The organism is Halarcobacter sp. (genome assembly GCF_963676935.1).
Lineage (GTDB): Bacteria > Campylobacterota > Campylobacteria > Campylobacterales > Arcobacteraceae > Halarcobacter.
In genome coordinates this window covers 1,815,063-1,840,373 of sequence record NZ_OY781470.1, presented here as the reverse complement: position 1 = coordinate 1,840,373, position 25,311 = coordinate 1,815,063, and the positions used below count along the sequence as shown (strand labels likewise).

Annotated in this window: 26 protein-coding genes; 14 read left to right on the top strand and 12 right to left on the bottom strand. The window is 28.5% G+C overall.

Annotated features, from left to right (window positions below):
* Positions 1-29: 29 nt before the first annotated feature.
* Entirely contained in the window at positions 30-434 is a 405-nt protein-coding gene (locus tag ACKU4C_RS09030) for a thioesterase family protein (RefSeq protein WP_321311543.1), read from the top strand.
* 4 nt (positions 435-438) lie between these two features.
* Here the strand turns inward: ACKU4C_RS09030 and radA are convergent, their stop codons facing one another.
* Complete coding sequence (gene radA / locus ACKU4C_RS09025; RefSeq protein ID WP_321311542.1) at positions 439-1,788, bottom strand: DNA repair protein RadA; 1,350 nt, start codon at positions 1,786-1,788, stop codon at positions 439-441.
* A gap of 184 nt (positions 1,789-1,972) precedes the next feature.
* Here radA and ACKU4C_RS09020 point away from each other — a divergent pair, with 184 nt between their 5' ends.
* The 4 genes from ACKU4C_RS09020 to ACKU4C_RS09005 all read left to right on the top strand — a co-directional run bounded on the left by ACKU4C_RS09020 (position 1,973) and on the right by ACKU4C_RS09005 (position 4,301).
* A complete protein-coding gene (locus ACKU4C_RS09020) occupies positions 1,973-2,560 on the top strand; it encodes a tRNA-uridine aminocarboxypropyltransferase (RefSeq protein WP_321311541.1) in 588 nt (195 codons plus the stop codon).
* The gene (locus tag ACKU4C_RS09015; protein WP_321311540.1) at positions 2,557-3,039 is read left to right on the top strand and encodes an RNase H family protein; all 483 of its coding nucleotides are present in this window, start codon (positions 2,557-2,559) and stop codon (positions 3,037-3,039) included. Before ACKU4C_RS09020 ends, ACKU4C_RS09015 begins: the two co-directional genes overlap by 4 nt.
* Positions 3,036-3,587 carry a YqiA/YcfP family alpha/beta fold hydrolase gene (locus ACKU4C_RS09010; RefSeq protein ID WP_321311539.1) on the top strand — a complete coding sequence of 184 codons (552 nt, stop codon included), beginning with the start codon at positions 3,036-3,038 and terminating at the stop codon, positions 3,585-3,587. Before ACKU4C_RS09015 ends, ACKU4C_RS09010 begins: the two co-directional genes overlap by 4 nt.
* A 75-nt stretch (positions 3,588-3,662) precedes the next feature.
* Entirely contained in the window at positions 3,663-4,301 is a 639-nt protein-coding gene (locus ACKU4C_RS09005; RefSeq protein WP_321311538.1) for an alanyl-tRNA editing protein, read from the top strand.
* Between the two features lie 21 nt (positions 4,302-4,322).
* On the opposite strand, the gene ACKU4C_RS09000 is transcribed toward ACKU4C_RS09005, so the two are convergent.
* The 7 genes from ACKU4C_RS09000 to ACKU4C_RS08970 all read right to left on the bottom strand — a co-directional run bounded on the left by ACKU4C_RS09000 (position 4,323) and on the right by ACKU4C_RS08970 (position 10,343).
* A complete protein-coding gene (locus ACKU4C_RS09000) occupies positions 4,323-5,258 on the bottom strand; it encodes a c-type cytochrome (protein WP_321311537.1) in 936 nt (311 codons plus the stop codon).
* 83 nt (positions 5,259-5,341) lie between these two features.
* Positions 5,342-6,466, bottom strand: a complete 1,125-nt coding sequence (locus ACKU4C_RS08995; protein WP_321311536.1) for a HAMP domain-containing sensor histidine kinase — start codon at positions 6,464-6,466, stop codon at positions 5,342-5,344.
* Entirely contained in the window at positions 6,450-7,115 is a 666-nt protein-coding gene (locus ACKU4C_RS08990) for a response regulator transcription factor (RefSeq protein ID WP_321311535.1), read from the bottom strand. The genes ACKU4C_RS08995 and ACKU4C_RS08990 overlap by 17 nt, the downstream gene beginning before the upstream one ends.
* Positions 7,112-8,008 (bottom strand): cache domain-containing protein, encoded by an 897-nt coding sequence (locus tag ACKU4C_RS08985; protein WP_321311534.1) that lies wholly within the window; start codon positions 8,006-8,008, stop codon positions 7,112-7,114. Before ACKU4C_RS08985 ends, ACKU4C_RS08990 begins: the two co-directional genes overlap by 4 nt.
* Positions 8,009-8,025: 17 nt before the next feature.
* The gene (locus ACKU4C_RS08980; protein WP_321311533.1) at positions 8,026-8,817 is read right to left on the bottom strand and encodes a hypothetical protein; all 792 of its coding nucleotides are present in this window, start codon (positions 8,815-8,817) and stop codon (positions 8,026-8,028) included.
* A 5-nt stretch (positions 8,818-8,822) separates the two neighbouring features.
* Entirely contained in the window at positions 8,823-9,785 is a 963-nt protein-coding gene (gene ftsY, locus ACKU4C_RS08975) for a signal recognition particle-docking protein FtsY (RefSeq protein WP_321311532.1), read from the bottom strand.
* Between the two features lie 3 nt (positions 9,786-9,788).
* Complete coding sequence (locus ACKU4C_RS08970) at positions 9,789-10,343, bottom strand: TlpA disulfide reductase family protein (protein ID WP_321311531.1); 555 nt, start codon at positions 10,341-10,343, stop codon at positions 9,789-9,791.
* Positions 10,344-10,403: 60 nt separating this feature from the next.
* Between ACKU4C_RS08970 and ACKU4C_RS08965 the strand changes: the two genes are divergently transcribed.
* The 3 genes from ACKU4C_RS08965 to ACKU4C_RS08955 all read left to right on the top strand — a co-directional run bounded on the left by ACKU4C_RS08965 (position 10,404) and on the right by ACKU4C_RS08955 (position 13,137).
* The gene (locus ACKU4C_RS08965; RefSeq protein WP_321311530.1) at positions 10,404-10,940 is read left to right on the top strand and encodes a 5-formyltetrahydrofolate cyclo-ligase; all 537 of its coding nucleotides are present in this window, start codon (positions 10,404-10,406) and stop codon (positions 10,938-10,940) included.
* Positions 10,941-10,950: 10 nt separating this feature from the next.
* Positions 10,951-12,495 carry a ribonuclease Y gene (gene rny / locus ACKU4C_RS08960; RefSeq protein ID WP_321311529.1) on the top strand — a complete coding sequence of 515 codons (1,545 nt, stop codon included), beginning with the start codon at positions 10,951-10,953 and terminating at the stop codon, positions 12,493-12,495.
* A 228-nt stretch (positions 12,496-12,723) separates the two neighbouring features.
* Positions 12,724-13,137, top strand: a complete 414-nt coding sequence (locus ACKU4C_RS08955) for a TOBE domain-containing protein (RefSeq protein ID WP_321311528.1) — start codon at positions 12,724-12,726, stop codon at positions 13,135-13,137.
* Positions 13,138-13,162: 25 nt separating this feature from the next.
* Here ACKU4C_RS08955 and ACKU4C_RS08950 read toward each other — a convergent pair whose 3' ends face one another.
* Both ACKU4C_RS08950 and ACKU4C_RS08945 read right to left on the bottom strand, forming a co-directional pair.
* Positions 13,163-13,657 carry a DUF2062 domain-containing protein gene (locus ACKU4C_RS08950; protein ID WP_321311527.1) on the bottom strand — a complete coding sequence of 165 codons (495 nt, stop codon included), beginning with the start codon at positions 13,655-13,657 and terminating at the stop codon, positions 13,163-13,165.
* A gap of 64 nt (positions 13,658-13,721) precedes the next feature.
* A complete protein-coding gene (locus tag ACKU4C_RS08945) occupies positions 13,722-14,207 on the bottom strand; it encodes a DUF4405 domain-containing protein (protein ID WP_321311526.1) in 486 nt (161 codons plus the stop codon).
* 152 nt (positions 14,208-14,359) lie between these two features.
* Here ACKU4C_RS08945 and rsmD point away from each other — a divergent pair, with 152 nt between their 5' ends.
* The 3 genes from rsmD (at position 14,360) to ACKU4C_RS08930 (ending at position 17,553) form a co-directional block, all read left to right on the top strand.
* Positions 14,360-14,950, top strand: a complete 591-nt coding sequence (gene rsmD, locus ACKU4C_RS08940; protein ID WP_321311525.1) for a 16S rRNA (guanine(966)-N(2))-methyltransferase RsmD — start codon at positions 14,360-14,362, stop codon at positions 14,948-14,950.
* Positions 14,951-14,954: 4 nt separating this feature from the next.
* Positions 14,955-15,752: an ABC transporter permease gene (locus ACKU4C_RS08935; protein WP_321311524.1), complete on the top strand. Its 798-nt coding sequence runs from the start codon at positions 14,955-14,957 to the stop codon at positions 15,750-15,752.
* A 124-nt stretch (positions 15,753-15,876) separates the two neighbouring features.
* Complete coding sequence (locus ACKU4C_RS08930; RefSeq protein WP_321315857.1) at positions 15,877-17,553, top strand: Na+/H+ antiporter NhaC family protein; 1,677 nt, start codon at positions 15,877-15,879, stop codon at positions 17,551-17,553.
* An 18-nt stretch (positions 17,554-17,571) separates the two neighbouring features.
* Here the strand turns inward: ACKU4C_RS08930 and ACKU4C_RS08925 are convergent, their stop codons facing one another.
* Positions 17,572-18,393 (bottom strand): SDR family NAD(P)-dependent oxidoreductase, encoded by an 822-nt coding sequence (locus tag ACKU4C_RS08925; RefSeq protein WP_321311523.1) that lies wholly within the window; start codon positions 18,391-18,393, stop codon positions 17,572-17,574.
* Positions 18,393-18,971 (bottom strand): nitroreductase family protein, encoded by a 579-nt coding sequence (locus tag ACKU4C_RS08920; RefSeq protein ID WP_321311522.1) that lies wholly within the window; start codon positions 18,969-18,971, stop codon positions 18,393-18,395. Before ACKU4C_RS08920 ends, ACKU4C_RS08925 begins: the two co-directional genes overlap by 1 nt.
* Positions 18,972-19,032: 61 nt before the next feature.
* Between ACKU4C_RS08920 and ACKU4C_RS08915 the strand changes: the two genes are divergently transcribed.
* From ACKU4C_RS08915 to ACKU4C_RS08905, 3 genes are all read left to right on the top strand, one after another.
* Positions 19,033-19,734, top strand: a complete 702-nt coding sequence (locus ACKU4C_RS08915) for a Sir2 family NAD-dependent protein deacetylase (protein ID WP_321311521.1) — start codon at positions 19,033-19,035, stop codon at positions 19,732-19,734.
* Complete coding sequence (locus ACKU4C_RS08910) at positions 19,734-20,513, top strand: TIGR02757 family protein (RefSeq protein ID WP_321311520.1); 780 nt, start codon at positions 19,734-19,736, stop codon at positions 20,511-20,513. The genes ACKU4C_RS08915 and ACKU4C_RS08910 overlap by 1 nt, the downstream gene beginning before the upstream one ends.
* A gap of 106 nt (positions 20,514-20,619) precedes the next feature.
* The gene (locus tag ACKU4C_RS08905; RefSeq protein WP_321311519.1) at positions 20,620-25,149 is read left to right on the top strand and encodes a DUF4214 domain-containing protein; all 4,530 of its coding nucleotides are present in this window, start codon (positions 20,620-20,622) and stop codon (positions 25,147-25,149) included.
* The last annotated feature ends 162 nt before the right edge of the window (positions 25,150-25,311 follow it).

Here is a 25,311-nt window from a genome sequence, read left to right as displayed (position 1 = left end):
TATAGAATATAAAAAACATAGGAGTGGGTATGCAACTAGAAAATGGAACTAGTGATTTTATTGAATTTAAAGTTGATAGAAAAGATTTAGCCAAAAACTTGGGTATCTCAAAGGAAGATAACTTTCCAGAAGTTTTCGCAACAGCAAGAATGATTGCCTTAATGGAAGCTAGTGCGGCAAAAATTTTAACCCCATTATTAAATGATGGGGAATTATCTGTTGGTGTTGAAGTAAATGTTAAACATCTAGCTCCAACTTTATGTGGTGATATTGTTAAATCAACAGCAACTTTTGTTGGGATGGAGGGAAAACTTTATAAATTTTCTATTGAAGTTGAGGATTCTGGTGGAAAAATAGGTGAGGGTACTCATACAAGAGCAATTGTTACAAAAGATAGACTGATGGCAGGAGCAAATAAAAGAGTAGGGGAATAGAGCTTTAAAAAAGCTCTATCATTTTAGATACTTCATCAACTGCAAAGGTTTTTAAATCAAGCTTTAAATTTGTTTTCTGAGCAATTACAGCTTTTCTTATCCCCTGAGCTTGCGCTTCTTTTAATCTCAAATCAATAGAATAAACATCTTTTATCTCACCAGTTAGTGATACTTCACCTATAAATGTTGATTCTTTTGAAATTGGTCTATCTCTAAATGAACTAATAATTGCAGCTATTACAGCTAAGTCTGCGGAGCTTTCTTTTATTTTTATTCCACCACTAATATTTACAAAAACATCATAATGGTTTAGTGGTAAATCAATTTTCTTTTCAAGTAAAGCTAATAGCATATTTAATCTATTTCCATCAAATCCTGTTGCTGTTCTTTTGGGATTTGGATAAGTTGATTCTGTTACTAAAGCTTGAACTTCAATTATAAGTGCACGGCTTCCTTCCATAACTACAGTTAAAGCTGAACCACTTTGAGCTTTACTTTTATCAAAAAATTTTGAGGCAATATCTTTTGCAGAGATTAATCCCTCTTGTGTCATCTCAAAAATTCCTATTTCTGAAGTTGAACCAAATCTGTTTTTAAAACCTCTTAACATTCTAAGTTCCCTGCTAGCTTCCCCTTCAAAATATAAAACAGTATCAACCATATGTTCTAAAACTCTTGGTCCTGCAATACTTCCATCTTTTGTGATATGTCCAATAATAAACATAGCTATATCACTCTCTTTTGCTTTTCTCATTAGCTCAAAAGTTATCTCTCTTACTTGTGAAACTGAACCAGGCGCTGAGGTGATTGCACTTGAATAAATTGTTTGAATTGAGTCAATAATACAAACTTCATACTCATCTCTTAATAGTTCATCAAGTATCTCTTCAAGTTTGATTTCACTTAAAAGATATAATTTATCATTGTTTGCTTCAAGCCTATTTGCTCTAAGCTTTATTTGTCCAGAGCTTTCTTCTCCTGATACATATAATACTTTTTTGCCAGATTTTGCAATACTTCCAGCAACTTTTAAAAGAAGAGTTGATTTCCCAACACCTGGACTTCCTCCTATTAGAGTAAGGCTTCCTGGAACAACTCCTCCACCTAAAACTAAATCAAATTCATCATTGTATGAAGAAAATCTTGTTACATCATCTTGTTGTATTTGTGTAATTGGAGTTGCTTTAGATGTAGAGTTTACAACTTTAGCAGCTTGTTTTAAAACCTCTTGTTGCTCTTGGTTTAATTCAATAAAAGAATCCCAAGAGCCACAATTTGGACATTTACCTAACCATTTTGAACTTTGTTCTCCACAGTGTTGACACTCAAATAATGATATTTTTTTCTTAGCCATATAGTCTCTTTTTCTTTTTTTATTTTGGAATTATAATCAAATATATTTAAGAAGATTAAAAATATGACATATTGTAATAAAAGTTTTAAGCATTAAAGCAATAGAATTCTAAAAATAAATTATAGGATATGTATTGATACAAAGAGATATTTGTTTTAAGTGTTATCGACCAAAAACTAGTTGTATGTGTAAACACATAAATATTATAGATACAAATACAAGATTTATAATATTAATGCATCCAAAAGAGTATAGAAAAACAAAAAATGGGACGGGACACTTTACAAATCTTTCTTTAAAAAATTCAAATATATATATAGGTATTGATTTTTCCAATCACGAAAAGATAAATGAGATAATAAAGAATCCAAATATAAATTCATATGTTCTTTATCCTGGGAAAAATAGTATTGAATTAAATTCCCAAAAATTAGTTAACGATGGAAAAGAGAATGTGATTTTTATTATCGATTCAACTTGGCCTTGTTCTAAAAAAATGATTAGATTAAGTAAAAATATAGCTTCATTGCCAAAGCTTAGTTTTAAATATACACAAGAATCAAATTTTAAAATTAAAACCCAACCTAATCTTTATTGCTTATCAACTATAGAATCTGTTTTTTGTGTTTTAAAATTATTAGATAAACAAGGTTTAGAATCAATAAATAAATCTGAATTTGAAAAATTTTTAGAGCCATTTGAAAAGATGGTTGAGTACCAATTAACTTGTGCTAGAAAGTCTCAAATAAGAAATAAAGCTGTGGTTTTATGAGTATAAAAACTATAAAATTATTTTGTGATGGAAGTGTAAATCCAAAAACAAAAATTGGTTATGGAGCATATTTTATTTATAATGAAAAAATACAGAAACAAGATATAAAAATAAAAAAATTTCTTGATACTTCTTCTACAAAATTAGAATTGGAAGTTTTACTTTGGGCTTTAGAAAAAAATGAATTAAAGAGTTTAAAAGTTAATATATATACAGATTGTCAAAATATTTTAAAGCTTTTAGATAGAAGAGAAAAGTTAGAAAAAAATGGTTATTTAACTAGTACTGGCAAGATAGTTAATAATACTATTTTATATAAAAAGTTTTATGAAAAATATGATAATTTAAATTTAGAATTTATAAAAGTCAAAGGGCATAAAAAATCGGTTTTGAAAGATGAAATTGATAGTTTATTTAACCTTGTAGATAAAGCTTCAAGAAGAGCATTAAGAGAATTTAACAAAAAAGAGGAAATATGATTTTATATATACATGGATTTGGAAGTAGTGGCTTTGGTGGAAAGGCTTCACTTTTTAGGGAATATTTTGAGGACGAGGTTATTACTCCTTCTTTATCTTATGTGCCTAAATTGGCAATTGATACGTTGGAACAAATAATTGAAGTTTTTTTAAACAAAGATGAGAATATAGGTTTAGTAGGTTCCTCTTTAGGAGGATTTTATGCAATCTATTTGGCTAATAAATATAATTTAAAAGCTGTTTTAATCAATCCTTCTGTATATCCATATAAAACACTTGATAAAATTGGAATGGCAATGAATTATTATGATGGAACATCTTTTGAAGTAACTAAAGATCATATTGATTATTTAAAAGCTATTGAAGTTAATCAAATAGAAAGCCAAGAAAATTTTTTAACACTTCTTCAAACAGAAGATGAAGTTTTAGATTATACAGAAGCAGCTGATAAATTAAGTGATAGTGAACTTATAATAGAAGAGGGCGGAAATCATTCTTTTGAAAATATAGAGAGCTATTTTAGAAAAATATCTATTTTTTTAGAGTAGGAGTAATAAAACTTACTATAATCTCTTTTTGGCATAAAATTTTAAAAAGAAAAAATTATTTAATATAGGATTAAAATGAGTGAAAAAATATTTTGGTTAGAACCTTATAGAACAGAACTAGATTCAATAGTGTTGGCTATAGAAGAGAATACGGTAGAACTATCACAAACAATTTTTTATGCACAATCAGGTGGACAAGAAAGTGATACGGGAACTATAAATAATATACCTGTTCTAAAAGCTGAAAAAAAAGATGACACAATAATTTATACATTAGCTTATAAACCAACTTTTAAAGTGGGTGATCAGGTTCATACAACTATTGATTGGAAACGAAGATATCGACTTATGAAGCTCCATTTTGCCGCAGAATTAGTTTTGGAACTGTTTTACAAGGAATACAAAGAGATAGAAAAAATTGGGGCACATATTTCTGAAGATAAAAGTCGTCTTGATTTTAAATGGGAAGAGAATATTTCATCTTTGTTAATAAATATTCAAAATAAAGCACAAGAGTTAATAGATAAAGATTTACCAATACAAAGTAATTTTTCAGATAAGAGCAAAGGTAAGAGATTTTGGAAAATAGATGGTTTTGCAGAGGTTCCTTGTGGTGGTACACACCTAAAAAGGAGTTCTGAAATAGGTAAAATAAGTTTGAAACGTAAGAATATTGGAAAAGGTAAAGAGAGAGTTGAAATTTTTATTGACTAATAAATAGTAAGCTTTTGCTTACTATTTACCGTTTTTGATTGTTTTTAAATCTAATCCTAATGCTTTAAAGTTAGATTCTACGCTATGTTTTTCTTCTAAAACTTTTGAGTTATAATGACCCATCTCTTCTCTTGGTAATAAACCTTTTTTCAAATCAAAGTCTGCTCTTTCTTGTGCATTCATATATAAAACAACATCTGCAACTTCTTGGTCACTTAAACTTCCACCTTGACCTAAAGGCATATTTGATTTAACCCATGCAGCAGCTTTATCTAGTTTACTCATACCAGCACCTGTGTTATATGATAACCATTTTCCATTTGAATCTTTTCCCCATAAAGGAGGGAATGCACCAGGAATACCAGCCCCATTTATACCATGACATGAAGCACATTTTTTAGCATATACATCTTTCCCTGCTAAATAGTTCTCATGTGTAGCTTTTTTCTGGATAGCTTTAAAATGTTTTACAGCTTTAGGATATAGTTTTGTATTATGAACACTCCAAGGACCTTTTTCATTCATTTTAATAGTTGTGCCCTCTGAAAGCCAAGTTATATATGCGGCTATTGCCATACTAGCTTCACTATCTACAATTAGTCTTTTCCCATTCATACTTCTCATAAAACAGTTATTTGATCTATCTTGTAAAGATTGAACTGTTTTTTCCCTTTTTGACCATGCAGGGAAAGCAGCAGCTGTTCCTATCCAACTAGAGATCCCTTTTCCTGTTCCTACTTTGCCATCGGCACCTTTTAAGTGACAACTTTTACATTGTAATTTATTACCTACAAAATCCTTTGTTAATGGATGTGTATCTGTGTTATTTACAATATCCTCACCAAGTTTTACCAGTTTTCCAACTTCTCCTGCAGGATAAGCTTTTGGAGCTGAAGTTGGGATTGATGAAGCACATGCCAAAGATGCAAATATTAGTACTGAAAGTAAAGTTTTCATACTATCTCCTTTTTAATTTTTTATATTTTAGCAATTGAATATAAATTAAAAGTTGGTTTTTAAATATATAGATTAAGTTTTAATTAAGATGTTATATAAATAAACTTTGAACCTTTGTTTTTTTTAGATTCAACTTTAATATTTATAGAATTTTTTTCACATATATTTTTTACAATATTTAAACCTACACCAAAACCACCTTTGATACTCTCTTCTCTATGATATCGATTAAATATTTTTTCTGTGTTAGTAATACCAATACCAAAATCTTCAACACTAAAAAAGATATTTATCTTTTTATAAAGTTTTATAATAATTTTTGAATTTTCATTTGAATACTTAATTGCATTTGATATTGTGTTATCTATAATTCTTTGAAGTTCTATTCTGTTTATTTCGATATTTATATAATCTTGTATATTTTGTTCAATTTGAATTTTTTTTGAGTAAGCTAAACTTTCAAACATATCTATTCTATGTTTTAAAAATACACTAAAATTTATAATTTCTTTTGAATAAGATACTCTTTTTTGTTTTATTAAGTATTCTATATCTTCATAAGTTAGTAAAAGTGATTTTACAGCATTAAGGGATCTTTTCACTTCATTTGAATTTTTATCTTTCTCTTCAAGTAATTCCAAGTTTAATTGTAAAACACCCAAAGGGGTTTTTATCTCATGCATTGCATCATTAAAAAATCTATCTAAATATTTATTTGCCTTTTTGTATGGGGTTATTGTCTGTTTTAATATAATGTAGGCACTAATAAATATAAAAATACCAATTGAGATTGTAAGTATAGAAATTTTTAAATATATTTCATTTAAATTTAACTCTTTTATTAAAATTAATGATTGGGCATTTAATCTATTTGTATTTAATATATATTTTTTTGAAATTGTATTTTTATTATCTAAATTTTTATTTGTTGTTGAATAGATTAAATTATTGTTTTTATCGTATAAATAGGCGTCATAATTAAAAGATTTAGGAAAATAGAATATGTCATTTTTAGAGTTATTAAAATCATAAATTGCTCTTTGGATATTTAGTCCCTGATATTCTAATTGGTATTTTTGATTATATTTATAACTTTGAATTTCACTTTGCATATAAAAATAAGCGGGTATAAAAATTAGTATAATGATTAATAAAGTATAAGCTAATGAGAGTTTTGTTAAATGATTTTTACTAATTAACTCTTGCAATTTTGTATCCTACGCCACGTTTCGTTTCTATTAAGTCTTTTGAAGTTTTATCCCTAATATTTTTAATAAAAACTCTGATGTCTGCTTCATTCATATATTTTTCATTCCAAACTTCACATCTAAGTTGTTCTATACTTACATAGCAGTTTTTGTTTGTAATCAATAAAAATACAATCTCCAATTCTTTTTTTGTTAAATTTACTAACTCATCGTTTTTATATAATTGCATAGTAGAGATATCATATGAAAAATATTCATTTATTTTTAATCTATTTTCATTTAGTGTGAAATAAAAAGATTTTATTAGTTGTTCAACTCTGTATTTTAATTCTTTAGGTGAAAAAGGTTTTTTTATATAATCATTACAGCCTAATTCATATCCCATACTTAGATTATTTATATCAGTAAGAGAGGTTATAAATATAACAGGAATATTGTTTTTATCTTCCCTTAGTTTTTTTACTATTTCATAACCATTAAGACCTGGTACTCTTATATCTAAAATAAGAAGATGATAGTTTTTTTCATATATTGCATCAAATGCTTCAGTTCCGTTATCAAAATCATCAACTATATAATTTAGTGTTTCCAAATATTCTTTGATACTATTTTTATAATCATAATCATCTTCTAACAAAAGTATATTCATTCTATTATAATCCCACTTTTATCTATTACTCTTTGTTTTTCATAAGAGTTGTCTATTATTACATTATCATCATTTGATAAGGCAATTACTATATAGCCTAATTTTTCTCTTGTTAATGAATAGATAGAAAAATAACTAAATGCTTTTTTTTCACTTGTGAAATAACCATAATCTTTTAATTTTTTTAAATCAAATTTTTTTAGTAAATTAGTATTTTTATTATTATCGTTTACTAAAGTATAGTTTTGAATTTTTTCATTTTCTATTAAAGTGTCTGCTATTTTTAAATATTTATTTTCTAAAAGAATAAAAGTTTCGTATCCTTTTTGTTTTAATTCATTTTCTAAATAATCAAATCCTATAATCACTTCAATAGAACCAATTTGTTCATTATCTTTAAAAATAGGAGAGATTGCTTTTATATTTAAACGTTTACCTAATTCAATTGACACTAAAGGTTTTTTTTCTTTAGATACTTTTACTACACCTTGCCTAAAAGATTCTAGAGGAATATCTTTTTTTGTAAAATCCCAACTTCTAATATAAGTAGTCAAATCTTTATTATGTATCTGTACATCAAAATTACTATCTTGAAGTTTTTTAAGTAGGCTAATCTTTTTATTTACTATTTTAAAACTTTCTTTTCTATCTTTTTTAAGAAAACTGTTTTTTAATTCTTGATCTTGGGATAATAATATTGATAAAGATAAAGCATAACGCTTCTGTTCTTCAAATAGATATCTAGTTGTAGTTAAACCATTTTCCAATTGAGATAATAGATTGTCATCTTTATCTATTTGGGTTAGTTTATAGAAAAAAAATGAGAGAGTAATAGCTGCAAAATTTAATAATATAAAAATATAACGATTTATATGTGAATCAAATATTTTCAAAGGAAATCCAGATATATTTATAGTTCTTGAAGTGTTCTAATAAGTTTATAATTATTTATAACATCTCTACTAACTTTATTATAAATAAACTTAGTTTCAATTATATTTGCTAAAAAGTTAAATTTATTTGCTAAAATTTTTAACTCTTTATCAATTGTTTCATTTTTTGTTAATTTTTTATATATATCAATAATCTCTTTGTAATCTAACTCTTTTTTTAAATCACTTAATGAAACTAAAAAAAGGAAAAAGTCTCTGAATTGAATATCGTGTAAGCTAATATCATTTGAAAACTTATCTTCAAAATCAATAGCTGAGATTAAATCATCTTTTAATGTATAATTTTTAATTTGTGAGCCTGCATGGTATTCACCTACATTATGTATTTGGGCTAATACATTTACAGTTTTCTTAATAAGTTCCTCTGTTTCTGAAGTATCTAATACTGTGTGTCTTATATATTTTCTTAAATTTACACCTTTATCTTCCAAAACTAAAAAGTCTTTTTGACAGGCTACAACTTCAGGAACATTTATATTTTTCTCTTTTAGTCTTTGAAGTTTTGTTACTTCATGGTATAAAACACTCTCTTTTTCACTAGGAATAACAGGCATTAAACCTTTTGCTTTTGTAGTTTTATATATCAATTTATGAATAAAACTTGAATCACTTTTGCTTGAACGTTTTAACCAATAAAATTTATTATCATGCTCTATATGTAATATAAACTCTTTATTATTTTTAACAATATCTAAAATTTTTTCTTCAAGTTCTTTTGTCTTGAAAAAATATATATCTTTATTAAACATTAAATCTATTTTTCTTCTGTGTAGATTTCATCTAATAATGAGTCAACAAAATCATCAGGACTAAATTCTATTAAATCTTCAGCACTTTCACCAATACCAACATAAAAGATTGGTAGTTCTAGTTGATTTGAGATAGAAAAAAGTGCTCCACCTTTTGCTGTTCCATCAAGTTTTGTAACTATAATACCATCAACTCCAACCATTTCATTAAATGCTTTTGCTTGGGCAATTGCAGTATTACCTTGTGTTCCATCTAAAATCATTAGTTTTTGATGAGGTGCGTTTTCCATAGCTTTAGAACAAACTTTAACAATTTTTTTTAATTCATTACTTAAATTTGTTTGTGTTTGTAAACGTCCTGCTGTATCAATAATAACATTATCAATATTTTTAGCCATGGCTGATGAAATAGTATCATATGCCACGGCACTTGCATCATGACCCTGTTTAGTTTTAATAATTGGAACTTCAAGTTTTTGTGCCCATGTAGCTAATTGTTCAATTGCAGCAGCTCTAAATGTATCACCTGCACCTAAAATTACCGATTCTCCAGCTTTTTTAGATCTATTTGCAAGTTTTGCGATTGTTGTTGTTTTTCCTGCACCATTTACCCCAATTATAAGTCTTACAAAAGGTCTTGGTAAGTTTGATAAATCCACATCAGGTGCATGTTCAAAAAGCATTACAAGTCTGTGTCTTAATTGTTTTCTTGTAATCATATCAGGAAGTCCATCCATAGCTTTTTCTATGATTTCATATTCCATATCTGCTTCAATTAACAACTCTTCAATATCATCAAAAGATATTTTCTCTTTTTTATGAGGAACAACAGTTTTTATATTCTCAAAAGTTTTTGATAAAGCTTTCCCAAAAAAACTTTTAGATTCATTTTTATTATTTTCTTCTTCTAGAATTTTATTCTCTTCTAACTCTTGTTCTTCTTCTTTTTTCTTAAAAAAACTAAACATGTATTATTCCCTAAATGCTCTTTTTATATCTGTTTCCATCATTTCTTCAGGAACAACTCCTACATATTTTTGTACAGTTTTACCTGTTGTGTCAAAAAGAAACATTGTAGGAATTATCTCAACTTTACCCATCATATCAGCAATTTTAAAATTATTATTGTGATTTGAAACATTATAATTTATATTATATTCTTTTATAAAATCTTGAATCTTTTTATCTTCTGATAAAACACCATTCTTTTCACCCATATTAACTGCAATAATCTCAAAGTTATCTTTATATTTGTTCTTTAAGTTGATTAAATGGGGGATTTCGGCTTTACATGGAGGACACCAAGTTGCAAAAAAGTTTAATAGTACAACTTTACCTTTTAACTCTTTAAAATCAATCCCATCTGCTGTTTTTTCTAAAGTGATTTTTGGCATCAATTGTGAAGTTATTTCGAACTTAACTTCTTTTTTTTCTATAGTTTCTTGTTTCTCATCTTTTTTTGAATCACATCCAGTAACCACTAAGATAACTGAAATTATAAAAAATGCGATTTTTTTAAACTGCATTTTAATTCCTTGTTGGTAAAATAATTTAAGGTAAGAATTTTACCGAAGTAAGGCTTAAATATGGAAAGAAATCACAAAAGTGATTTTAGAAAATCGTGTATAAAAAGATTAGAGTTTACAAGCCGTTTTTTAAAGTTTAGCAAAGAGAAAAAAACAGTAGAAAAATTAAAAAGAATTATAAACAAATATGATGCAAAAAATATTTTGTTGTATATTCCAATGGATATGGAAGTTGATGTACTTCCTTTGATAAATTATTTACGTAAGGAACAGAAAAATGTTTATGTTCCTTTTATGGTTGGGGATAGTTTTAAATTAGTAAAGTATAGGTTACCACTTGAAACCAAAAAATTTGGTATAAAAGAGCCAAAAAACTCTTTTTGCATAAATAAAAAAATCGACTTAGCTGTAGTGCCTGTGGTGGGCATAGATAAAGAGTGCAAAAGAATTGGTTTTGGTCGTGGAATGTATGATAGATTTTTTTATAGGTTGAAATACAAACCAATTACTGTTTTTACCCAATTGACACTTTGTAAAACAAATGAAACTCTAACAGATAAATACGATATTCGGGCTGATTATATAATTACAAGTTAAGGTTTTGAATATGGAATTAGTAGGAGTTGGGGTAATTGTTGCAATCTTAAGTGTTGCAATTACTGTTTTTGTTCTAAAGAAAATCAATAAAGCAAAAATTGATATATATGTTGAACAAGCAAAAGCGAAAGCAAAGGTTATTGAGCATGAAGCTGAAGTAGTTTTAAAAGATGCTCAAATAAAAGCAAAAAGAGATTATGACAGAGAATTTAAAACTGCAAAAAGAGAATATGATGAACTACTTTCTCAAATTGAGAAAAAAGAGAAAGAGCTAAACCATCATCTTGAGTCAGAATTAAAAGCTATCAAAGAGGAAAAAGCTCAAATTGTTGAAAAAAATGAGAAAATTACAACAATTAAAGAGGGGCTAAAAAGACAACAAAAAACTTATGAAGAAAAGATTGCAAAAGCTATAAAAGTGCTTGAAAATGCATCTGGACTTACAGAAGATGAAGCAAAAGATTTAATGCTTGAAAAAGTAAAAGAAGATAGTAGAGCAACAATCGCTTCAATATTTAGAAAGAAATATAAACTAGCAGAACAAAAGTGTAAAGATGAAGTAAACAATATGCTTTCACATGCAGTTACTAGATATGCTGGTGAATTTGCTGCTGAAAGACTTATTAATAATCTTCCTTTAAGTGATGAAGAGACTAAAGGTAAAATTATTGGTAAAGAGGGAAGAAATATTAAAGCTCTTGAGATGTTATTAGGTGTAGATATTATTATTGATGATACACCAAATACTATTACAATTTCATCTTTTAATCTTTATAGAAGAGCAATAGCAACTAGAACTATTCAAGAGCTTTTGGAGGATGGAAGAATTCAACCTGCTAGAATAGAAGAGATATATTTAAAAGTTAAAAGTGACTTTGATAAAAATATCTTAAAAGAGGGTGAAGATGTAATTATGGAGCTTGGAATTAAATCTATGCATCCAGAATTAGTTAAACTTGTTGGAAGATTAAGATATAGAGCCTCTTATGGACAAAATGCATTAGCCCATACTCTTGAAGTTGCTAATTTAGCTGGATTATTAGCAGCACAAATGGGTGGAGATGCAATTTTAGCTAGACGTGCAGGGATTTTACACGATATTGGAAAATCTTTAACTCATGACATGCCAGGTTCACATGTTGACTTAGGCGCTGAAATCTGTAAAAGATATGATGAACCTGATACAGTTATAAATGCAATTTATGCTCATCATGGACACGAAGAACCTATAAATGTAGAAAGTGCTGCTGTATGTGCAGCTGATGCTTTAAGTGCTGCTAGACCTGGTGCTAGAAGAGAAGTTCTTGAAAGCTTCTTAAAAAGAGTAGAAGAGGTTGAAAATATTTCAACTTCAAAAACAGGTGTACTTAATGCTTATGCAATAAATGCAGGAAGAGAAGTAAGAGTAATAGTAAAAGCTGATTTAGTAAATGATGATGAAGCTATCTTACTTGCAACTGAAATAGCACAAGAGATTGAAGAAAAAGTTCAATATCCTGGTGAAATAAAAGTAAATGTAATTAGAGAGTTAAGAGCTTCTTCTTACGCAAGATAATACTACAAGTATATATGATTTAATCAAATCATATATACTTTTTCTTTTTTATAATAATTCAAACAATCAATTCATTATTTTTTATACATTTATTTTTTAATAATACTTTATATATTATCACATAATATTCGTAATATAGGTCTTTCTATATCGACTTTTATATATAACGAATATAGTTATTTTTAAGTTTTTTAGGAATATAATTCTTTTTTAATTAAAGGATAAAAAATGAAAACAAGCGCAAGAAATGAATTAAGTGGAAAAATCATTGACATAAAATCTGGTGAAGTGATGTCAGAAGTTAAAGTTGAAGTGGCACCTAGTGTTATAGTTTCAGCAACAATTACAAAAGAAGCTACTAACTCTTTAGGTCTAGTTATTGGAAGTGAAGTATCAGCATTAGTTAAATCATCTTCTGTAATTATTTCAAAAGAACAATTAAAAGCTACAGCTAGAAATATAATTAAAGCAGAAGTTGTTGAGATTAAATCAGGACAAGTTAATTCTGAAGTAAAATTAAAAGTTGGTGAAAATATGATTTGTGCAGTTGTAACAAATGAAGCAGTTGAAGATTTAAGTCTTACTGTAGGTTCAACTGCTTACGGAATTTTTAAAGCATCAAGTGTTATTTTAGTAGCATAAGTATAAGAGGGTGAGATTTTCTCACTTATCTTATTTTTCGTCTATCTTTCTTTACTGAATATATCCAAAAAAAGTTTACTAAAACATAACAAAGTACAGCACTAAAAAGTCCAACAACTATTGCTCCACTCCAAAGACAAAGGGCAATCTCTTCAAAATTATCATACATAGAGTGAAAATTAAACTCAATCGGATTTTCAGGTTTTATAAGAAGTTTTCCAATTTGATATTCAAAGTAAAATAGTGCAGGCATTGTAAGTGGATTACTAATAAATATCAGTGCAAAACTTATTGGTAGATTCATATTAAAAAATATTGCTAAAATTGAAGCTAAGACCATCTGTAGAGGCATAGGTAAACAAGCTACAAATATACCTATGAAAACTCCTCCAATAACTTTTTTTCTATTTAGGCTCCAAATCTCTCTTTTGTTTAAAAAATTACCAAATATTTTTAATAGTTTTTGTTCTTTTATTTTTTCATGGCTTGGTAAAATCTTTTGCAATCTTTTTCTTGGCAAATATACCCTTTTTTTGATTTTTTGGAATTTTATCTAAGAAAGGGTATTTTTTTAATTACAAAATTTATTTACTTGTAATTATTGCAATAATTTTAAAGGGACTGTCTCCATTTGCTTTGGCAATCTCTCCTAAAGATTTTTTATTTAAATTTTTAATATTTGCATTTTCTAATCTCATCATAGCCTCATCATAATCAACAGCTAATACTTTTAGTGAGGCATCAAGTGGTGCATTGATTATACTTCGCAAGGCAGTACCTTTAGGATCTGCTCCTTTATCTAAGTTTTGTGAAATAAATAATCCACTTATTACAACAACTACTAAAGCTGCACTAATAAATATTTTTTTTGTAAAATAATTCTTCATCGCTTTCCAGTTTGCTGTTACGTGTAAAACTGCAGCTGCAACAAAAGCTAATCCTAATATCTCATGTAACTCTTTTACTTGACTATTAAATATTTTGAAATACAACATTAGACCACTAACTGCTACAACCAAAAATACTACAGTTGCCATAGAAGTTGCAACATCTTTAAATTTAAATTTCATTTTTTCTCCTTAAACTTTTATAGTGAAATTATAAGGGAAAGTAATTACTAAAAATAAACTCTAAATTAATAGAATATTAACAAAGTGTGTTTAAAATCAAATCCTCAACAATTTTTCAATATAATACGGCAAATTAAATAGTGAAATGAGTTATGAAAAATAATAAACCAACAACAAAAATTATTGCAGGAAAACATAAAGGGAAATTAATCGAATTACCCTCTTTAGATGTTACAAGAAGTTCAAAAGCTAGACTTAAAGAGTCTTTATTTAATGTTCTTCAATTTGATATTATAGATAAAATTTTTATTGAAAGTTTTGCAGGTAGTGGGAGTATTGGGCTTGAAGCAATAAGTCGTGATGCAAAAAGAGCTTATTTTGTAGAACTTGATAAAAATTCATACAAAATATTGACAAAAAATTGTAAAAATATTGAGCCAGATAAATGTCAAACTATGATGGGTGATACTTTTATTCAAACACCATCAATATTAAATAGTTTAAAAAACTCTTCAGATGAGTTAATCTTATACGTGGATCCACCTTTTGATTATAGAGATGGTATGGAAGATATTTATGATAAATCATTTAAAATGATTGAAAATATTGAAAATGATAATATTTTTATTGTAATCCTTGAACATGTATCAACATTAGAGATGCCAGAAGAGTTAGGTAAATTTGTTTTAAATAAAACAAAGAAATTTGGAAAGAGTTCTCTTTCTTATTATATTTACAAGTAGCAAGATGTTAAAAACGGCAAGTTATACTTTAATAATATTAATCTTATTAGTGTTTTTATTGCCTTTTATTTATACAGTTTCGCCATATGAATTAAACCCTGAAAAAATACTAGAAGCTCCTTCTTTAAACCATTTATTGGGTACTGACCGATTGGGAAGAGATATGTTAGCAAGAGTTTTAAATGGTGGGCAAACTTCACTTATAATTGGCTTTTTAAGTGCAGCAATAGCTTCATTGATTGGTTTATTTGTTGGTATAAATGCAGGATATTTTAAAGGTAAGATTGATAAAAGTATTACAATTTTGATTGATTTATTTTTAACATTTCCAACATTTTTTCTTTTATTAGCACTTGTTTCATATATACAAGCTTCCTCTTTTGTTTTGATTATTGTGATTTCTATAACAGGTTGGATGGGGATGGCAAGGTTAATTAGAAGTGAAAGTTTTGCTATAGGAAATAGACCTTACATAAAAGTATTAAAACTTGCAAATGTATCAAAAACAAAAATCATATTTAAATATTTTGCACCACTTTTAGCCCCAATATTTTTAATCTCTTTCACCTTTGGAGTTGGTGGAGCAATATTAGCTGAATCTGGATTATCATTTTTAGGTTTAGGTGTAAACCCTCCTCAAATGTCATGGGGAAGTTTGTTAAGTGATGGGAAAGCTGTTATAGATATTGCTTGGTGGGTTAGTTTCTTTCCAGGACTTATGATATTTATAGTAACTTTTTGTTTAATGCAAATTTCTGATTACTTGCAAAGTAAGACAAATCAAAAAGAGATTCAACAATAATTAAAACTTATTTAAAATAAATATATAATTTAATCAAAATTTTTAAATGCTTTTATGGTACAATTCTCGCTATTTTTTTTAAAGGAATATTGTGAAAGGTATTAAAAAAATTTCTTATTTATTTATGCTTTTGCCTATTATTGCATTAGCAAGTGATACAAAAGATAACTCAACATTGTTTGGTGTATTTACACTAATTCCACCTCTTGTAGCTATAGTTTTAGCATTTATTACTAGAAATGTAATCTTCTCTTTATTTATAGGAATTTTCTCTGGAACTTATATGATAAGTGTAAGTGAGAAAAATGTATTTATATCTATATATTATGCATTTGTTGACATGTCTTCAAAGATGGTAGGTTCCTTGGCTGATTCTTGGAATGCTGGTATTGTTTTACAGGTTCTAACAATTGGTGGTATGATCGCAGTTATAACAAAGATGGGTGGTCCAAGAGCTATTGCAGAAAAACTTGCAAAAAAGGCTAAGACACCAGCTTCAGCACAACTTTATACTTGGATTATGGGATTTTTTATTTTCTTTGATGATTATGCAAATTCATTAGTTATTGGTCCAATTATGAAGCCTGTAACCGATAAACTAAAAATTGCAAGGGAAAAATTAGCTTTTATTATTGATGCTACTGCTGCTCCAATTGCCGGTCTTGCTTTAATCTCAACTTGGGTAGGGTATGAATTATCTTTAATCAAAGATGCATATGATTCAATAGGACAACCAGATATAAATGCATTTGGAATTTTTGTAGAGACACTTCCTTATAGATTTTATAATATTTTAATGCTTGCATTTGTATTTTTTTCAGCTTTTACTTTAAGAGAATTTGGACCAATGTATAAAGCAGCACACAGAGCCCATACAAAAGGTCATGTAACAAATCCAAAAACTGATAGTACATTAATGAATCAAGAAAACTCTTTTATGCTTCCAAAAGAAGGAGTTACTTATTCTATTTATAATGCAATTGTTCCAATTTTTGTTTTAATTGTTGTTGCGATAGTTGGATTTTATCTAAATGGTGTTTCTGCATTAGAAGGAGAAATTTTAAAAGCAGTGGAATCGAATCCTTTTAGTTTTTATGCAGTAAGGGAAGCTTTTGGAGCTGCAGATGCTTCAGTGGTTATTTTCGAAGCAGCACTATTTTCATCTTTAGTAGCTATTATTATGGGATTAAAGCAAAAGATATTTTCATTGCATGAGGCTTTAGAAACTTGGGTATATGGAGTTAAAGCTTTAGTTATTACAGCTGTTATTTTGATTTTAGCTTGGTCTTTAAGTGCAGTTATGAAAGAGGTTGGTACAGCAAATTATTTAGTAACTTTATTATCAGAATCTACACCACAGTTTATTCTTCCTACAGTAATATTTATTTTAGGTTCTATAATCTCTTTTTCTACAGGTACTTCATATGGTACAATGGGGATTTTAATGCCTCTTACAATACCTTTAGCAAATGCAGTTGGTATTCAAACAGGTTTAGAAGATGTTGCTTTACATAATTATATTGTTTTAAATGTTGGAGCAGTATTAACAGGGGCAATATTTGGAGATCATTGTTCTCCAATCTCTGATACATCAATTTTATCATCAATGGCTTCATCTTGTAATCATATGGATCATATTTCAACACAGTTATATTATGCAATATTTGTTGGAACAGTATCTATTTTATGTGGATATCTACCTGCAGCATTTTCAGTTCCTGTAACTATTTTATTGCCTTTAGGATTGTTAGTGATATTTTTGGTTATAAGATTTTATGGTAAACCATATTTAGAAAAGTAAGAAAGGATTTTTCCTTTCTTATATTTTATTAAGTATTTTATCTAATAGTGATGTTGATAAAATACGTTTTAAAAAGCCTAAGATATATGTAGCTTTTGTAACATAATATCTAGGTTTTGGTTTATTACTTTCAAGTATTTTTAAAACTACATTTGCAACAGAACTAGCTGGCAGATTAAAAGGTGTATCATCTTTGTCATTTTCTAATCTTTCTTTTAACTCTTTTTTATAAATATCACTAAAAGCACTATTTTCTATATCTACATTTTTTCTAAAATTTTTTAGGGCATTTTCTCTAAATTTACTTGTAACTGGACCTGTATTTATTGTACTTACACTAATATTTGTATCACTTAACTCAAGTCTTAAGGTATCAGCAAGTCCTTCAATAGCATATTTTGAACAGTTGTATGCTCCTCTAAATTTTAAAGATATTATTCCTAAAACAGACGAGTGCTGAATAATCTTACCAAAGCCTTGTTTTCTCATATATGGAAGAGTTTGTCTAGTAACTTCGTGCATACCAAAAACATTTGTTTCAAATTGTTCTCTTATTACAGGAAGCGTTATATCTTCTACTGCTCCTGGTTGACCAAAACCAGCATTATTGAAAACTGCATCAATTTTTCCATCTATTGAAAAGATTTGTTCAAGTATTGTTTTTATATGTTTTTCATTTGTAACATCAAGTAAAAAAGCTTTTAATCCAAGCTCTTTTAATTTTTCAACATCTTCTTGTTTTCTAGCTGTTGCATAAACTTTTATTCCTGAAGCATCTAAAAGTTTTGCTGTTTCCAGTCCTATACCACTAGAACAACCTGTTATTAGAATATTTTTCATTAGTATTTACCTATTAAAACATCATTTAAATCTCTTTTTGGCACGCAATGAATATCTATCTCATCTCTATAATAGTTTGTATCAAGTTTTACATCAACAACTTTTATTGTTTCATCTTCTATGCCAATAGCTATACCAATCATGGGTTCTATTTTTTCATCAAGTGAAAAAAGTTCTTTGCATAATTCTTTATCTATTGAAGCTAAAGGGCAAGATGAGTAACCTTTTATTTTTAAACCTAGCATTATGTTATTTAAAGCAATACCACAATCTAACATTGCAAACCCATCGATTTTAGTATCATTTAATACTATTATAAAAGCACTTGGTTGCTCCTCTTCTTTTTGATTCCAGTTTTCAAGGTGTGTTGCCCATTGGCATGTTTGGGCTAATTTTTTTACTAGATTTTTATCTGTAACTGTTATATATTTTAATGGTTGCATATTTTTAGCACTTGAAACAACCCTTGCAGCATCTAATACATCTTCTAATTCTATATTTTCAATTGTAATATCTTTTTTAAATCTTCTTGTTGTTCTTGTATTGCAAACTAATTTTTTAAAGTCTTTAAAGTTCATTATCTAATCCTTTTTAAATAGTTGGTATAATACCAAAATTAACAATAAACTTGGATTTCAAATGGGTGAAAAAATAGTCATTTTCAGTGGGGCAGGGCTTAGTGCAAGCAGTGGAATCTCAACTTTTAGAGATAAAGATGGCTTGTGGGAAGAGCATGATATAAATGAGATATGCAGTGCAGGGTGCTTAGACTGGAATTATGAAAATACAATCAATTTTTATAATAAAAGAAGAGAAGATATAAAAGATAAACTTCCTAATAATGCACATAAAATGATTTCAAGATTAAAAGCAAAATATCCTAATAAAATAGAAGTAATTACTCAAAATGTAGATGATTTATTAGAAAAAGCAGATTGTAAAGATGTACTACATCTTCATGGTTTTCTTCAAGAATTAAGATGTATGAGTTGTAATGATATAATAAATATAAAATATGAAGTACAAGATAAAGGTAATTCAATCTGTACAATATGTGGCTCAAAAATGAGACCAAATATAGTTTTTTTTGGTGAAGCTGCACCAAAATATGAAACTATGTATAATATTTTAAATAACTGTGATTTGTTAGTAGTAATTGGTACAAGTGGAAATGTAATTGATGTTAATCATTTATCTCAATATGCAAACAAAGCTATACTAAACAATCTTGAACCAAGTTTTGCAATATATGAAGAGTGCTTTGATAAAATATATTATGAAGATGCAAATACAGCATATAAAAAAATTGAAGAAGATATTGAGGAATATATAAATAGCTAATGAATAAAAATGATAAAAAAATAAAAGAATTACTTGATAAAGAGATAGAGTGTAGAAATAATGACTGTGAATTAAGTTATGAAAAGCCAGACCCACTTTTAGTTGCAAGTAGGTTCAAAGATGAATATGCCATCTTGCTTTGTGCTCTTTTTGGATATGGAAAAGCAAGTTTAATTGTAAAATTTTTGGATAGTTTAGACTTTTCTCTTTTAGAAAGTAGTGAAGAAAAAATCGAAAAAGAGTTAGATAAGTTTTACTATAGGTTTCAAAACAGTGAGGATGTAAAAACTATCTTTAAAACCTTTAGAAGAATGAAACAAGAAAACTCTTTAAATGATATTTTTCTAAAAGGATATAAAAAAGAAAATTCAGTTTTAGAGGGCTTAGATTTTCTAATCAATACAATAAATAAACATGCTTCATACAGCTCTCAAGGTTTTACTTTTTTAGTATCAAGCCCACTAAAAAGAGATAAATGTGGAATAATAAAAGAGATAGGAAATGCTCCATATAAAAGATGGAATATGTTTTTTAGATGGATGGTAAGAGAAGATAATTTGGATTTAGGACTTTGGGACGGAATTGATAAAAAGGATTTGATTTTACCTCTTGATACTCACACTTTCAAAGTTTCTCAAAAACTAGAATTATTAGATAGAAAAACCTATGATTTAAAATCAGCTTTATTAGTAACTGAAAAATTAAAAGAGTTTGATGAACTTGATCCAATTAAATATGATTTTGCTTTGTATAGAATTGGACAGGAAAAATTATTATGAATAGAGTTTTTATTAAAAATAACTTAAAGTTAGTTTTTAGTTTAATATAAATAAAGTAATTATTTATTATAATAGTTTGATTAATAAAAATGATTAGGAATAAATAATGAAAAAAATCAGACTATTTATTATTGGAACAATAATATTAAGCTTTAGTTACTTATTTGCAGAAAATGAACTAATGTTCCCAGGTCATACTTTAGGTGAATATGCTAACGCAGGTGCTTTTGCAGCCTTAAAATCTGATGGTTCAGTCATAACTTGGGGAAATTCAAATTCTGGAGGAGATAATAGTTATGTTGCTTCATCATTAAGCAGTGGTGTAACGAAGATTTTTTCAACTGAAAATGCCTTTGCAGCCTTAAAGTCTGATGGTTCAGTCGTAACTTGGGGAAATTCAAATTCTGGAGGGTATAGTAGTTATGTTGCTTCATCACTAAGCAATGGAGTAACAAAGGTTTTTTCAACTATCACTGCTTTTGCAGCCTTAAAATCTGATGGTTCAGTCATAACTTGGGGAGATTCAAGTTATGGAGGGGATAGTAGTGCAGTTGCTTCATCATTAAGCAGTGGAGTAACGAAAGTTTTTTCAACTATCTTTGCTTTTGCAGCCTTAAAGTCTGATGGTTCAGTCGTAACTTGGGGAAATTCAATTTTTGGAGGGGATAGTAGTGCAGTTGCTTCATCATTAAGCAGTGGAGTAACAAAGGTTTTTTCAACTATCAGTGACTTTGCTGCTTTAAAATCTGATGGTTCAGTCATAACTTGGGGTGCTTCAAGTAATGGAGGGGATAGTAGTGCAGTTGCTTCATCATTAAGCAGTGGAGTAACGAAAATTTTTTCAACTAACAGTGCCTTTGCTGCTTTAAAATCTGATGGTTCAGTCGTAACTTGGGGAAATTCAAGTAATGGAGGGGATAGTAGTTCTGTTTCTTCTTCATTAAGCAGTGGAGTAACGAAGGTTTTTTCAAACAGATATGCCTTTGCAGCCTTAAATTCTGATGGTTCAGTCATAACTTGGGGAGAATCAAGTTATGGAGGGGATAGTAGTGCAGTTGCTTCATCATTAAGTAGTGGAGTAACGAAAGTTTTTTCAACTATCTTTGCTTTTGCAGCCTTAAAGTCTGATGGTTCAGTGGTGACTTGGGGAGAATCAAGTTATGGAGGGGATAGTAGTGCAGTTGCTTCATTATTAAGCAGTGGAGTAACGAAAATTTTTTCAACTGGAAATGCCTTTGCAGCCTTAAAGTCTGATGGTTCAGTCATAACTTGGGGAGAATCAAGTAATGGAGGGGATAGTAGTGCAGTTGCTTCCTCATTAAGCAGTGGAGTAACGAAAATTTTTTCAACTAACAGTGCCTTTGCTGCTTTAAAATCTGATGGTTCAGTCATAACTTGGGGTGCTTCAAGTAGTGGAGGGGATAGTAGTTCTGTTGCAAATGAATTATCAAGTGATGTTGTTTGCATTCAAAATATTTATGACAATTGTAGTATTGTCAATGATCTTTTAGCAAATGCAGGTAATGACCAATTTGTGGGTGAAAATATAATTGTAACTTTAGATGCTACATTATCATCTTCTAGCAATAGTTCTATAGTGTCATATGAATGGAAAGAGGGAAACACTGTTTTATCAAATAGTGCTGTTTTTAGAAAATCTGATTTTAGTGTAGGTACACACACAATAAACTTAACTGTAACAAATGAAACTGGTAACCAAGCCAGTGATGAAGTTATAATTACAGTAAATGCAAGGGAAAATTTACTAAATAATGTACCAAAATCTTCATCAATAAGTGAGAGCAATAAAAAGGCATTTTACAACTTCACAGTAACAGAACCCTCTATTGTAAAAATTAGTTTCAGTGATGATACTTCATTTAATACGTCAGGTTGGGTTTACAACTCTAATGGAAATTTGGTAAGTACAATTTCAAATTGGAATGATGGTAAAAATAATCAATTTTATTTTGAAGGGTTATTGCCTGCAGGAACATATATGTTTGATTTGTACAGTGAAGATAATAGTTTTGGCAACTATACAGTATCTTTAGATATAGAAGCTATTCAATTAGTACTCAATCAACCTTGGGAAATAGAGTATAAAAACTCATACAGTGTGGATTTAAGTGAACCTTTTTCTATAGACTTACCTGTAACAAAAAAATCTGAATTAACAAATATTGGGAACTTAACATTAACTTCCAGTGATAATAGTATAACAATTGAAAAAAGTGATAATGGCTATTTTAAACTAAAAGGTAATATAAGTAGTAGTAAAGAGATAGAGTTTATTTTAACTGATACAACACAATCTTTTGAAAAAAGATTTAAAGTCAGTTTTGTAATCAATGAATTTAGTATCAAAACCCTTGCTAGAGATAACTATATTTTTGTCAATCAATTAGATGATAATAGTTATGAAATAACAAATCGACTTGCAGTTCCATTTGATGCTATTGTACCATCAAATAGTACGCTAAAATGTAAGGTTGTTTCTAACAATCAAGTGGATGTTCGTGTTGACCTGTATGTAGAAAAATTATCAGGTAATCGATATGTATGCAAAAATACTGCAGGTAGACCCTCTTTTGGACTAGAAGAAATAGATAACTTAAGCATAAAGTTATATGTTGAAGGAAATGAAGATATATTTGCTTATGATACAGTAAAAGTTTATAATAGAAATGAACAAACTGCACTTGCTATTATTGAAAATATGAGTGGTGATTCAAGTTATTCTACAAGGTATCAACCTGAATATCTGATTGTAAATAATACTGTATACGATTCAAATTCAATACCTCAAAGAGTTTATATAGATGGTACAAAAGGAAGAAGAGATTCCGTAATCATGGTAGGAGGTCTTTGGAAAATAACAACTCAAGGACACGAGTTACTAATTGGACTCAATGATGCCTTTTCGCAACCTAAAACAGCCTTTTATAGTGTAGATAAAACTCACTCAAGTGCAGAAGATGGTTTAGTAAGTGGGGATGATTATGATGATTTTGAGAGTATTATTACTGTTGCTAAAAATGATAATTATGATATTTTATTGACACAAACAAATAGATTTCTTGAAGGAGGAAGCATTTGGACAAGTCCTTCTGATTTAGATGAAGATTCATATTTTGATGGTATAACAAATAGGGCGGCGGCTCCAAATTGGCTTATAAATGAGTGTGATTTTGATTCACCACTTAGTATGGCTGATGCGGGGTATCTATCAAGTCATCCTTGTGCAGGTATTAATAGTGATTTTCCTACAGGAAATGCAGTTTCAGGAGCTGTGAGGGGTACTACAGTTAAGATAAAAAAAGATGCAAATAGTTATTTTGAACTTAGTGTTTTAGAAGGAGGTCTTGATATCAAAGATGGTGATATTTTAAAGACTATTAATACTAATGAAAAATACAGCACATCAAACTCTAAAGTTTCAACTGTTACTCAACTTCCTTTAGAGTCTTTTGAAAAAGTAGCCTTGAAAAATGTAGCTACGTATAGTATAGAAAGCGAAAGTTTGCTTCATAAGCTTACTATAAATACAAATGAGGTAAATTCACAATATAGTTTAATTGGAGAATATGTTCAAACAGGTGAAGGAACTTTCTCTACAATGAAAAACATTACAAATGGGAACTATACTTTACATTTTTATCCAGTTTCTGGTAAATATACACCAAACTCTATTGAATTAACTTTTGATGATTCTGTATTAAACAAAGAATTAAATATCACATATTCACCTTTATTAAATACAAGTGATATTGATGGAGATGGAATTAATGATTTAGAGGAAGGCAGTGAAGACTTTGATGGAGATGGTATTGTCAATTATTTAGATTTAGATAGTGATAATGATGGCATAAGTGATAAAAATGAGAAGTTGTATGGATTAAATCCTTTAGATACTAGTGATGGACAACAATCAACCTTCATCGAAAGGTTCTACCAAAATATTCTAAGTAGAACAGCAGATAGTGGAGGTATGAATACCTGGTTAGATGTAATCCAAAATCAAAGTGCCGCAAAAGTAGCCCTAGGATTTTTCCAATCACAAGAATTTATAAACCTAGGACTCTCAAATGAAGAATTCGTAGATATACTGTACCAAACACTTTTTGATAGAGTAGCAGATAGTGGAGGAAGAGATATTTGGTTAAATCAATTAAATAATGGTACTAGTAGAATAGAAGTAATATACGGATTTCTAAATGCTCAAGAATTTAAAAACCTAGCAGATAGTTTTGGAGTAACACAAATAAGAGATATAGATCAAATAACAGAAGTACCAGGATATGTAAATAGATTCTATAACTTAGTGTTAAATAGAAGCGCAGATGAAGTAGGATTTAATGATTGGGTAAGTCAATTAAGAGCAAGGACAAAAGCAGGAGGAGATATAGCAAAAGGGTTTTTTAATTCCCAAGAGTATATCCAAAGAGGATTAGATGATTCAACATTCTTAGATATATGTTATAGAGCCTTTTTTAATAGAGAAGCAGATTCAGGAGGTAAAAATAGTTGGTTGTCACAAATAGCACAAGGTGCAACAACTGATGATATTTTAAATGGATTTATTGGTTCTCAAGAGTTTATTCAACTTGCTGCTTCTTATGGAATTAATCCATAATTAAATTAAAAAAGGAGGGGAAATGTCTTTAATATATTCTATTATGCAATCGCTAATAGTAACTTTATTATATTTACTTTGCATAACAAATGTAGATATAACTTTTATTCTTGGAGGTAATATATTATGAATATACAAAAAATATTATATTTCTTGATTATT